At 53.2% G+C, this 10,595-nt stretch carries 12 protein-coding genes and 1 pseudogene; 6 read left to right on the top strand and 7 right to left on the bottom strand.

Annotation, left to right across the window (positions count from 1 at the left end; all coding sequences use genetic code 11):
• Nucleotides 1-20: 20 nt before the first annotated feature.
• Nucleotides 21-710, bottom strand: coding sequence for a tRNA-uridine aminocarboxypropyltransferase (locus tag BGK46_RS13995; protein WP_069590242.1), 690 nt, complete (start codon nucleotides 708-710; stop codon nucleotides 21-23).
• Between the two features lie 87 nt (nucleotides 711-797).
• A complete protein-coding gene (locus BGK46_RS14000) occupies nucleotides 798-2,303 on the bottom strand; it encodes a hypothetical protein (RefSeq protein ID WP_069590243.1) in 1,506 nt (501 codons plus the stop codon).
• 99 nt (nucleotides 2,304-2,402) lie between these two features.
• Between BGK46_RS14000 and BGK46_RS14005 the strand changes: the two genes are divergently transcribed.
• Nucleotides 2,403-2,873, top strand: a complete 471-nt coding sequence (locus BGK46_RS14005; protein WP_069590245.1) for an EVE domain-containing protein — start codon at nucleotides 2,403-2,405, stop codon at nucleotides 2,871-2,873.
• 30 nt (nucleotides 2,874-2,903) lie between these two features.
• On the opposite strand, the gene BGK46_RS14010 is transcribed toward BGK46_RS14005, so the two are convergent.
• The 3 genes from BGK46_RS14010 to BGK46_RS14020 all read right to left on the bottom strand — a co-directional run bounded on the left by BGK46_RS14010 (nucleotide 2,904) and on the right by BGK46_RS14020 (nucleotide 6,564).
• Nucleotides 2,904-3,713: a Cof-type HAD-IIB family hydrolase gene (locus BGK46_RS14010; RefSeq protein WP_069590247.1), complete on the bottom strand. Its 810-nt coding sequence runs from the start codon at nucleotides 3,711-3,713 to the stop codon at nucleotides 2,904-2,906.
• A gap of 103 nt (nucleotides 3,714-3,816) precedes the next feature.
• Nucleotides 3,817-4,836: an alpha/beta fold hydrolase gene (locus BGK46_RS14015; protein ID WP_157891153.1), complete on the bottom strand. Its 1,020-nt coding sequence runs from the start codon at nucleotides 4,834-4,836 to the stop codon at nucleotides 3,817-3,819.
• A gap of 129 nt (nucleotides 4,837-4,965) precedes the next feature.
• Nucleotides 4,966-6,564, bottom strand: coding sequence for an AbgT family transporter (locus BGK46_RS14020; RefSeq protein ID WP_069590249.1), 1,599 nt, complete (start codon nucleotides 6,562-6,564; stop codon nucleotides 4,966-4,968).
• A gap of 252 nt (nucleotides 6,565-6,816) precedes the next feature.
• Here BGK46_RS14020 and BGK46_RS14025 point away from each other — a divergent pair, with 252 nt between their 5' ends.
• The 4 genes from BGK46_RS14025 to BGK46_RS14040 all read left to right on the top strand — a co-directional run bounded on the left by BGK46_RS14025 (nucleotide 6,817) and on the right by BGK46_RS14040 (nucleotide 9,395).
• On the top strand, nucleotides 6,817-7,827 hold the full coding sequence (locus BGK46_RS14025) for an acyltransferase (RefSeq protein ID WP_069590251.1): 1,011 nt from the start codon (nucleotides 6,817-6,819) through the stop codon (nucleotides 7,825-7,827).
• A 133-nt stretch (nucleotides 7,828-7,960) separates the two neighbouring features.
• Complete coding sequence (locus BGK46_RS14030) at nucleotides 7,961-8,320, top strand: DUF4145 domain-containing protein (protein ID WP_069590252.1); 360 nt, start codon at nucleotides 7,961-7,963, stop codon at nucleotides 8,318-8,320.
• 133 nt (nucleotides 8,321-8,453) lie between these two features.
• On the top strand, nucleotides 8,454-9,083 hold the full coding sequence (locus tag BGK46_RS14035) for a lysoplasmalogenase (RefSeq protein WP_069590254.1): 630 nt from the start codon (nucleotides 8,454-8,456) through the stop codon (nucleotides 9,081-9,083).
• Between the two features lie 9 nt (nucleotides 9,084-9,092).
• Nucleotides 9,093-9,395: a DUF2007 domain-containing protein gene (locus BGK46_RS14040; RefSeq protein WP_069590256.1), complete on the top strand. Its 303-nt coding sequence runs from the start codon at nucleotides 9,093-9,095 to the stop codon at nucleotides 9,393-9,395.
• A 1-nt stretch (nucleotide 9,396) separates the two neighbouring features.
• On the opposite strand, the gene BGK46_RS14045 is transcribed toward BGK46_RS14040, so the two are convergent.
• Both BGK46_RS14045 and rsmD read right to left on the bottom strand, forming a co-directional pair.
• Complete coding sequence (locus tag BGK46_RS14045) at nucleotides 9,397-9,663, bottom strand: DUF1145 domain-containing protein (protein WP_069590257.1); 267 nt, start codon at nucleotides 9,661-9,663, stop codon at nucleotides 9,397-9,399.
• Nucleotides 9,660-10,271 carry a 16S rRNA (guanine(966)-N(2))-methyltransferase RsmD gene (gene rsmD / locus BGK46_RS14050; RefSeq protein ID WP_069590258.1) on the bottom strand — a complete coding sequence of 204 codons (612 nt, stop codon included), beginning with the start codon at nucleotides 10,269-10,271 and terminating at the stop codon, nucleotides 9,660-9,662. Before rsmD ends, BGK46_RS14045 begins: the two co-directional genes overlap by 4 nt.
• Nucleotides 10,272-10,358: 87 nt before the next feature.
• Here rsmD and BGK46_RS14055 point away from each other — a divergent pair.
• Nucleotides 10,359-10,595: pseudogene (locus BGK46_RS14055) on the top strand (hypothetical protein); the annotation flags it as partial.

A 10,595-nucleotide genomic window follows, 5' to 3' on the forward strand; every position in this document is an offset into this window, starting at 1 on the left:
TGTGCTCGGCGTTTTTTTGTTCACGCGTTTGACGTCAGCATCTTGGGGACGGGGAGCGGTGTGGTGTGATGGTGGCGATCGGCCTCGTAGCTGTCCATAAAATGGGCAAGAAAATGGTCCAGCTGCGTGGCGGCGTTTACGTCACCTTGGCTTCGTAGTAATGCACTCACCGCTTCACTGGTACACAGGTGTCCCGGTGGCTGGTTGCGCCTAAGCGTATATTGCGAGGCGGCAGTCGACGGCAAACTGACCCGCGGCAGACGATGGAGCCACGGGCTTTTATTGAGCATTTTTCGCGCCTGCTGCCAGGTTGCATCCAGCACCACAAACTGTAACGGCGCGCGAGGTGCATTGGTGGCGGCTAACGCCTCCGCGCGAGAAACTGACCTATCCGCGCAAGAGACAGACCGAACCGCGTCAGCGAATAGTCTATCGGCGGGGACGGCATCGTCACTGGGAAACAACAACCAAGGTGACACATCACCGCGCGCCCAGCTGTCGAGCAAGGCTTGCGGTGGTTGTTTGCGTTGCCAAATCTCTATCTGAGTGTGGGGTAGCGCCGCTTTAACCAGTTTGCCGGTGTTGGATTGGCGCGCCGCTTCGTTTTCGTGCATCACCAGTACGCATTGCAATTGGCTTTCTAGCGGCCAATAGCAGTGACAGATACAGTGATAGGTAAAACCGCATTGGCGGCAGGGCGAACGGGCCATCAGACTCTCCTCAAGGTGTCAGGTTGCTATTGTGCGCAAGTCCGACAAGGAATGCGAGCCCGCGTGCCACGGTCGCTTGTGTCTACGTTATTCTTCGCCTAATACCGCCCCTTGTTGGGTGGCATAGATGCCATCGGCAAATAATGCTGTGTCTGAGCCATCCGGTTTGGGCGCGCGAGGTGCCGTGCTGGGGTTGAGTGGATAACGCTGCCCATCAAATCGCATCACATGGTGGCCGGCAGGCGCACCGCCACCACCGACCGGCACGACCAAATCATGCCAACCCTGGCTTTGGCTGCGAGCTAATAAAAGGGGCACATGCACCAGTGTCATGCGGCTATTAAACTGCCAGCCTTGCGCCTCGCCCTTAAACACCAATAAGGTGCAGCCGCCACTGCCACAGCTGTCGGTTAAGACCAATAGCTCAGGTTGCCCGTCTTGATTAAGGTCGTGGGTAAGCCAGCGATAAGTGAGTGGGCCGACTTGACCGTTATCGCGAAGGTAGTCTCTGAGTGCTTGTTCAACGCGTGGGTTTTTCTCGGCGCTGCCTTTAACGCCGGTTTGGTTCGATACGTTCACGGCATCCCCGACTTTGAGCCTTAGCGTTAACCCGTCATGACCCAGTGAATAGGTGTTGCCATTAAAGGTTTCCTCGGAGGCGGTGAGGGTAAACCCGTTGCGTGTATATATGCGCTCAGACACTACCATTTGCTCACCACTGCGGGTAGTGAGCACTTGGACTTGATTGTCCCCGACCGGCTGCCAAACCCCGGTTTCTTTAGTCACCGTTTCCCCTTGCGGGTGGTAGGTGGTGATGGCGCTATGATCAGGCAGCAAGGTAAGCTGTGTGGTTAAAACCGGCTGACCGGGGCTTTGACTTTGCCCTTGATATTCGCCCGCCCAATGCTGCGAGTGATCATACGAGGGCATCAGAGCACAGCCTTGGTAGGTGCGTTGGGACGTTTTTAGGGTCGCGCGCCAACCGTACAAGGTGGTATCACTTTGCTGGCAGCCAGTTGCGGTTAGCGTTAATGCGGCATTGCGCGCACGGAAATGGGCGGTGCTGTCATCCATCTGCTTTCCTGTCAGCGGTACCTCTTGGCTATCCCCTTCGCTTTCCCACGCCATATTATGTTCGCCAACGGCGGCGGACCACATGCGTGGTGATTGTCCGTCCGCCAAGACGGCGTGGCGGGGTTGCGCGCAGCTATTGAGTTCGGTAGTGACTAGATTGATACGCGTCATGGTGACTGACGCAGGGTAGTCCGCGCTGAAACCACGGCTTTCCACTGGGGTAAAGAAGCCTTCAAATTCACCATACACAGGCCCACCCAGTTGATCGAGTGCCGTGCGTTGCTCATGGCTTAAGTTCAGCCAGTATTGCTTTTGACTGCCACAGGGTGTGAAGCTGGCCGTTTCAGGGCTGACAGAGACCATACCACTGAGCATAAACGGGGTCGGTGTATGGCTGAGCCCCGAGTCTCGCGTGTCACTGCGATGCCCCAGTTCAATAGGGCCTTTCGATGAGGTACAGCCGACTAACGTGAGTAGGCTAGCGGTGGCGATCACCAGTAAGCGATGGGGACGTTGCACACGACACTCCTTGTGAATAATGGGCTCGTGCCAGACTTGCACCGACACACACTGACGGGCAAGATTGCCGACAACTGTATCGAGTGAGAGTGAGCCAACATGGGTTATTGGTTATTTAAAACAGAGCCAGATACGTTTTCGATAGACACCTTAAAGCAGCAAAAGGTTTCATGCTGGGAAGGGGTGCGCAATTATCAAGCGCGTAATATGTTGCGTGATGAGGTTAAGGTAGGCGATCAGGTGTTGATTTACCATTCCTCTTGTAAGCATGTCGGAGTGGCTGGTATGGCGACCGTGACTCGCGAGTGTTATCCCGACCATACCCAATTTGAGCCAGACAGTGGCTACTTTGACCCTAAAGCCACGCTAGAAGCCCCGCGTTGGTTTATGGTGGATGTGGCGTATCAGCGTCATTTACCGTTGATTACGCTGGCGCAGATGAAACAAAACCCTGCGCTGGCTGAGATGCCGTTGGTGAAAAAAGGTAACCGGCTGAGTGTGATGCCGGTTACCGCAGCGCAATGGCAGGCCATTCTGACGATGGCGGGGGAGTCGTGCATCGTCAGGTGACATCCTTGGCTCACACTGTGAGCTAACCGCTTAGGATTGTGGTGCGAGCAGGTGCGCGTTTAGGTAGCGCGCGACTGCCTCATCGGCGTGGCTGCCAATAATCGCGTTGTCCGACAAGGTCGCTTTGACGCGCGCTTGGGCGGTAGCCATCACCAAGCCGCGACCGGCAGCACGCAGCATCTCGACATCGTTCATGCCATCACCAAACGCGATACAGTCGGCCAGATTGAGCTGATGACGACGCGCGACTTCCTCGAGTGCGGCTCCTTTGGACACCCCATTGCCCATCACTTCCAAGCAGAAGGGAGTCGAGAAAGCGATACTGATGTTATCGCCGTATTGCGACAAAAACTGATGCTCATATTTGAGTAAGTGGTCGTGATCATGACGAATAAAGAAAATCTTCGCGATGTTATCGACCGGTGGATTCTCCACATCAAACTCTTTGGCGTTAAAGCCAGAGTCTTGGTGATAACGCGCGAGCTCTTCATCCATTTTGCTCAACAGCCAATCATTATCGCGATATAGGTGAATGGTGACGGTTGGGTCGTGCTTCACCTCGTTAATCAGGTTTGCGACGATCGCGGGATCAACGTTGTGCTGATACACCAGTTGGTCATTGCTGTCGTGTACACGGGCACCGTTAGAGGTGATCATGTAAGCAGGGATCCCCACGGTTTCACGAATGCTTGCCACATCAACATGATGACGTCCGGTGGCGAACACAAAGTGAATGCCTTGCTGGTGGAGTTGTTGCAGCACCTGCTTGGTATAGGGGGCGATACGGTGCTCGGGGGTTAGCAAGGTACCGTCCAAATCAGAAGCGACGAGTTTGTACATCATGTCCTCATTGGTTCAGGCGATCATAATCACAGTATGCTCTGAGTCTACTGCAACTTATTGGGGTTAAAAAGGGAACAGTATCACTGTCTTTTTTCCGCTTTTACTCGCCAACATAGCGCGAGAAAAAGGCATCAATCTCACGCAGTGCTGTGACTCTGTGATTATCCGTTTCGAATAAAATTTCATGCCGAGCACCGTCGAACGTTCGCCATTGGCTGGATTGACCGGCTTGTTTACGCACGGCGTGAAATTGTGACATCGCTGGATTAGAAACGATCAATTCTTCGCCCGCTTGGCAGATAAACGTCGGGGTGGTCAGCGAGGGAGCAAGGGCCAGACAGCGCGTCCCCGCGGCTAATCCTTCCGCTATCCAACGCGCGCTGGGCCCACCAATTTGTAGCTGTGGCTGGTTGATATAAAGCTGGCGAAACCACGCATAACGGGCACGAGAATGCGTGAGACGATTTTGCTCAAAGGGTACGTGGCGATAGCCGACTTGGCCGGGTCCAAAGCGTGGAGGATGTTGATAGCGCGCTAAGGAGCGACATAACCAAGGTGCGATACGTCCAAGCCAAGGGCTCACTTGCACACCAAACATGGGGGCCGTCAGCGCGATAGCCTGCACAGCCCCCGGATACTGGTGGGCGTATAAGGTGGCAATTGCCCCGCCCATTGAATGGCCGAGCATAAACCAATCATCATAATGACGGTGGGCGCGGACTTGTTGCATAAAGGTCGCCACATCCGCGACATAATCATCAAAGCGTTCGACATGGCCCAGATCGCGTGGTTTTAAGACCAAGCGTTGAGACAAGCCTTGGCCGCGGTGGTCAAAGCTGTAGACGTCATAGCCCATCTGAAAGAGATCGTAGAAGATCTCTTGGTATTTCATCACGCTTTCAATCCGGCCATTAATCACCACCACCGCTTTGGTGTGCTTGGGGTGAGTAAAACTGCACCAATGCAGTCTCAGGCCGCCTTCGCCATGAAATGTGCCCTGTTCGCGCTGTTGCCAAAAGGGGGTAATGGCGTCTTTAAAGGCATCGGTAAATTGGGCTTCCCGCGCCATTGCGTCAGGGTCAAAGGCCGCCGGTTTATCGGCATGAGCTGGGGTTGTCATTGTCATTGCTTACCATCGCTGTGATAAAGCTACTATAACCGCCTTCGGGTAGGGATGAAAATGACGGGATAATGAAAAGAAAAAGGCAAGCATGACTGCATGCTTGCCGAAATCATCCTACTGGGGGAATTACTGATTGAAGTTGTAATACGTTTCTGCGCCGGGGCCGACAGGCAAACCTAGCACAAAGACCCAGACGTAGAACAAGATGCTCCATCCCACCATAAAGATCATCGAGTAGGGCAGCATGGTGGCAATCAAGGTGCCCATACCGAGGTTTTTCACATAACGGGAGGCGACCGCCAGAATCAGGCCAAAGTAGCTCATCATCGGCGTAATAATGTTGGTGACGGAGTCGCCAATCCGATACGCCGCCTGAATGGTTTCTGGGGCATACCCCACCAGCATCAACATAGGCACAAAAATCGGTGCGGTGATAGCCCATTGCGCGGACGCCGAGCCGAGCGAGAGGTTAATCAGGCCACACATCAAGATGAAGGCAAAGAATAATGCTGGTCCGGTTAAACCGATGGTCTGTAAAAAGTCAGCGCCGCCGACGGCAATCACTTGGCCAAAGTTGGTCCATTTAAAGAAGGCGACAAATTGGGCGGCGAAAAACACCAATACGATATACATGCCCATGGCGCTCATCGACTTAGACATTGAATCAATCACGTCGCGATCGTTATTGATGGTGCCGACGGTGCGACCAAACACGATACCTGGGACGGCAAAGAACACCATAATAAAGGCGACAATGCCTTTCAAAAACGGCGACCCTGCCACTTCACCGGTTTCTGGATGACGAAGTGGTCCCCACTCTGGGACGATGGTCAGCGCCAAGATACCACTGACAATCAACATCGAAATGCCGGCATTACGAAGACCGCGCTTCTCGTCCTCACTCAGTTTACTGGCAGAGGCAGCGGTGACATCTTCCGAGGCTTGGTTGTAGTCATATGCCCCTAACTTGGGCTCGACAATTTTATCGGTGATCCACGCGCCGACAAAGGCGATAAAGAAGGTGGAGACAAACATGAAGTACCAGTTCATTTCTGGGCCGACACTGTAGTCTGGGTCAATCATTTGTGCTGCCGACTCGGTGATCCCAGACAGCAAAGGGTCGACCGTGCCTAACAATAAATTCGCCGAGTAACCGCCGGATACGCCTGCAAACGCGGCGGCAAGGCCAGCCAATGGATGACGACCTAATGAGTGGAAGATCATCGCCGCAAGTGGGATCAGAACGACATAACCCAACTCTGAAGCAGTATTCGACACGATACCGGCAAACACGATGGTAAAGGTCACGGTACGGCGCGATGCCCCCATTACCAGCCCGCGCATCGAGGCTGACAATAGTCCCGAATGCTCTGCGACCGATACACCCAGCATGGCGACCAGCACGGTGCCGAGTGGGGCAAAGCCAGTAAAGTTTTTCACCAAGTTGGTGACTATCATTTGCAAGCCTTCGGCGTTTAGTAGGCTTTGTACATAAATCATGCCATCAGCGGCACGTCCTTTCGCGCCCTCAGGGCGAGGGTCGGCGACGGCAAGATCAAAGTAACCGGCAATACCGGACGCGAGTAGAATCGCGACACAGAAGATTGCGAACAGTGTCACTGGGTGAGGAAGCAAGTTGCCGAGCCATTCGACGGTATCGAGAAAGCGTGTAAACAGCGTGCGCTTGTGCGGCCCACCTTGTTGCTCAGTGGTACTTGAGTGCATGTCATCGTCTCCTTGGTTGAACTGCATTTTCCCGTCTCTGGGAAAAGGAGGCCGGATGTTAATTGTTTTTTTAACTGTATTGCAAGATTAAACACTAATTTTTAACTCAATAACCCGATCCGCGTACTGGTTTTATGGATAAAAACTGACATATTTGACTGTATCTTTGCGCATTTGTCGGTTATCTCACCGTAAGTTCGCGTAATATGTTGGGAGCGTCTGACAACCTGAAGCGTAAAAAGGTGTTAACAAATGCAGGATGATTCTTCCCAAGGGCATATCGACTATCTCGATGGCTTACGTGTGCTGGCCGCCCTGTTTGTGGTGGCGATTCATGTATTGGGCCCCTATCGTATGGAGCTGGGTAAAATTCCAGACAGTGATTGGCTGGTGGCGGTAGGACTCAATACCGTCAGCCGCTGGGCGGTACCGGTGTTTATCATGATCTCGGGCTTGCTGCTGTTGTCGGCGAGTAAACCCTTTAACTGGTCACACTTTTTGCGTCGGCGGGTGATGAAAGTTGTGGTGCCTTTTGTGGTGTGGTCTGGCGTGTTTGCGGTGATTGCGGGGCTTTCACCGCAAGGCTTTTCCCTGACGACCACGCTCTCGACCCTACAAGCGGCGCCATGGCATGAAACCTATTACCACTTGGGCTTTTTCTATTACTACATTCCTTTGCTGCTTTGGGTGCCGGTGTTACGGCCGGTATTAGCCCGTTTGCCATCTGTCGCCGTCGCACTGGTCGGCTTACTGTGGATTGGCGTGACGGCTTGGTATTTAGCCGGAGGACAAGGCTGGTGGCGCAACGACTTCATCTTGTATGGTGGCTATTTATGGCTAGGTTTTTGGTTGCACCAGTACCCGCGTGCTCGGGTGTTGTGGTGGGGCTTGGGCGTGGCGGCACTGGGTGCAACCATGTATCAGGTTTTAGCGACCAGCCTTGCCCATCAACGCTATATCACCCAAGGTTGGCTGTCATACACCACGGTGAATACCGTTTTAATCAGCGCCGCAGTGTTTCTGGCTGTGCGTGCGTTGATGGCGGGGCGGGCAAGCCCGGCATGGCTCGCGAAACTGAGTCGTTATAGCTTGGGCATTTACCTTCTCCATCCGCTATTTTTGTGGCCAATACGTGCTTATTGGCCCACGTTATCGCCAGCGTGGTGGTGGATCCCAGTGCTCACTTTGTATGCCTTCAGTGGCGCCGCCTTAGTCACGGCGTGGCTGCAGCGCCACCGAGGCACTGCTTGGCTGGTTCCTTGATGGGCGGCCAAGCGGTCAGACGTGTAGGGTTAATCTGTTGGTCAAGATCGCAATCGTGATAGACCCGCCATCCAATCGACACAAAAACCGCCATACTGTATAAACTGGTTAGTGACCAGCGAAGGGAGAAACCATGGATGAAGTAGCAGTGGTGATCAAACACAGTCGGCGTTTAGAAAGCCTGCTGCGTCAGCATTACCACGCGGATGGAAAAGGCTTGCATCAGCTTATCGATAGCTGCCAAAAACGTTTGCCCAATGATGTGATCGGCAAGCTGCGTTTTGTGGCGACGATCCGCAACAAAGTGGTACATGAAGAAGGCTTTGAAGTGGACGACTTACGCCAATTCGTGTCCGTGTGCAAAGCGTGTGAAGCGGAGCTGGTCCCGCGCAGTCATCGTTTGATTTGGCGGCTGGCAGCCGGTCTTATTTTTCTCTTTACCGCCGGCGCGCTTTGGTTTTATGCACAAGTATGGCCTCAGTGGAGTGGCTAACACCAAAGGCGAATGGCGTTGCCTTCTCTTACCATCATTTTTTCTAACTGGATCTTGTTCTCACCAAGGGTAGCTGGACATCTGCCCAACGCGGCATAGACTTGGCGTCCTTGTCGTGAAAGGAATGATAATCATGTGGAGCTGGTTCGCTGTCTGTTGTTCTGGACTGCTACATATCTCCGCAGCCTACCGTGGTCCTCGCTGGCAGTTTTATCTGTTTAAGCCGCTCACTATAGTGCTGCTGGTACTGATTGGCAGTACCCAGATTACCGAGTCGACTTACGCTCAGCTCGTGCTCTCGGCACTGCTGCTTTCGCTGGTCGGTGACATCTTCTTAATGCTGCCCAAAGATCGGTTTGTGCAGGGGCTCACCAGCTTTTTGTTTGCCCATATCGTCTATACCGTCGCGTTCTGGTATCAGTTTGATGGCCATATTGTGTGGTGGTTGCCGTCCTTGCTATCCGGGCTCGGGATCATTGTCTTTTTGTTATTGCTGCCCAGCCTCGGTAAGTTAGCGTTGCCAGTGGCTGTTTATATTGCCGTGATCGTACAAATGGCTTGGGCGGCCGGCGAGTATTGGCTCAATACCCACTCGACGCCCGCAGCATTGGCATTTGGCGGGGCCATTTTGTTTATGATCTCAGATACGGTGTTGGCGTTTTCACGCTTCAAAGATGAATTTCGTGCTTCTCAGGCAGTGGTGATGATGACCTACTTTATGGCTCAAGCCCTGATCACCGCGTCAGTGATTTACGCATCGTGAGGCGACGGGGTGGAAAAGGTCTATCAAGCCAGTAATACACTTGAAGCACACAGCCTGAAGGGGTTGCTGGCGAGCCATAATATCCCGTGTTTGCTAAAAGGTGAGGCCTTAAGCGCTGCAGTCGGTGAGCTGCCGACCGACGTACAAGGTGTCACGCTTTGGGTGGCACCAGAGCATACCCATCAAGCGCGCGTGTTACTCCAAGAGTACGAAGCACAAAGTCAGACGCGCTGGGTGTGCGGTCATTGTGGTGAGGATAATGCGGGCAGTTTTGAGTTGTGCTGGCAATGCCAACACAACCGTGATGACTAGCTCAGACCATATATTTTCGACGAATATCGAGCAGCGCGAAAATACCAAAAATCAAAATGGACCACTTCTCCCAACGCGTCATCGCAATTTTATCGCCAAACGCGCCTAAGAAGATCAGCATCTGCAATCCATGCATCACCAATAAAAAGCCAGTCATAATATACAGCGCCATCGCGGCCACGCCCGGGAAGGGGTGAAACATATTGGCAATCAATACCAACCAGACAAAGGCGATGGCGGCTTTAGCCAGAATAATCAGTGCTTTCATGCATCCTCTCTAAAATACAGTCGATAGTTGACTTGGCCCGCGGATTTATCTCGGTGCAACCGCCAATTCGCTGGTGCATCGTGCGTGCTGAGTTCATTCTCGGCTTCGACATAAATACAGGCATCGGGTGACAGCCAACCTTGCGATTCTAGCGCATTCAGGGTGTCTGCCAGTAATCCTTCTCGAAAGGGAGGATCAACAAAGACGATATCAAACGGTTCACCCTGATGGCCTGCGCGCAGTTTGGCTAAGGCGTCGCCTTGTACCACATTCGCCTGCGCTGCATGTAACTGGGTGAGGTTGGTGCTCAGCTGTTTGGCCGCTTGAGGATTCATTTCGCAAAATGTGACCCATGCAGCACCGCGTGAGAGAGCTTCAAACCCCAACCCGCCGCTACCGGCAAAAACATCCAAGCAGCGGGCACCAGGCAGATAGGGGGCTAACCAGTTAAACACCGTTTCTTTGACTCTGTCTGTGGTGGGGCGCAGGCCTTGCGCATCCTGTACTGCCAACTTACGGCCACGCCAGCGGCCAGCAATAATTCTCACAGTACCTGCCGCACGTGATGGCGAAGCAGATGAAGGTTTCCGGGAGGCGCGTTTAACCATAGATTTTTTGACCGTAAAGAAGGTGATAGACTATGCCGATTCGGTAATGTGCCGCTGATTGTACCAAGCATGCTTTAGGATTTGCCAATGGCAGAAAAAAAGAAACGTGGATTAATGTCGTGGCTGGGTTTCGGCCGCAAAAAAGAACAGCCAGAACCAGAACAAGAATCGCATACTCAGCCGTCAGACGTGGCGGAAGACGCGGTGGAGTCAGCCACATCGGTTGATAGCCTCAATGATCAGGCTGCATCACAAAATGAACAAGAAAGCCTTGCGCCTGAGGTAGAAAGCGACACGCATACCGTGCCAGAGCCAGAGCCAGAG

It is taken from the genome of Salinivibrio sp. SS2 (assembly GCF_001722075.1).
GTDB classification, from domain to species: Bacteria; Pseudomonadota; Gammaproteobacteria; order Enterobacterales; family Vibrionaceae; genus Salinivibrio; species Salinivibrio proteolyticus.

What these genes read in the sequence shown, in the direction of transcription:
- BGK46_RS13995 (WP_069590242.1), bottom strand. Translation starts at nt 710, where the DNA reads ATGGCCCGTTCGCCCTGCCGCCAATGCGGTTTTACCTATCACTGTATC.
- BGK46_RS14005 (WP_069590245.1), top strand. Translation starts at nt 2,403, where the DNA reads ATGGGTTATTGGTTATTTAAAACAGAGCCAGATACGTTTTCGATAGAC.
- BGK46_RS14010 (WP_069590247.1), bottom strand. Translation starts at nt 3,713, where the DNA reads ATGTACAAACTCGTCGCTTCTGATTTGGACGGTACCTTGCTAACCCCC.
- BGK46_RS14015 (WP_157891153.1), bottom strand. Translation starts at nt 4,836, where the DNA reads ATGACAACCCCAGCTCATGCCGATAAACCGGCGGCCTTTGACCCTGAC.
- BGK46_RS14020 (WP_069590249.1), bottom strand. Translation starts at nt 6,564, where the DNA reads ATGCACTCAAGTACCACTGAGCAACAAGGTGGGCCGCACAAGCGCACG.
- BGK46_RS14025 (WP_069590251.1), top strand. Translation starts at nt 6,817, where the DNA reads ATGCAGGATGATTCTTCCCAAGGGCATATCGACTATCTCGATGGCTTA.
- BGK46_RS14030 (WP_069590252.1), top strand. Translation starts at nt 7,961, where the DNA reads ATGGATGAAGTAGCAGTGGTGATCAAACACAGTCGGCGTTTAGAAAGC.
- BGK46_RS14035 (WP_069590254.1), top strand. Translation starts at nt 8,454, where the DNA reads ATGTGGAGCTGGTTCGCTGTCTGTTGTTCTGGACTGCTACATATCTCC.
- BGK46_RS14045 (WP_069590257.1), bottom strand. Translation starts at nt 9,663, where the DNA reads ATGAAAGCACTGATTATTCTGGCTAAAGCCGCCATCGCCTTTGTCTGG.
- rsmD (WP_069590258.1), bottom strand. Translation starts at nt 10,271, where the DNA reads ATGGTTAAACGCGCCTCCCGGAAACCTTCATCTGCTTCGCCATCACGT.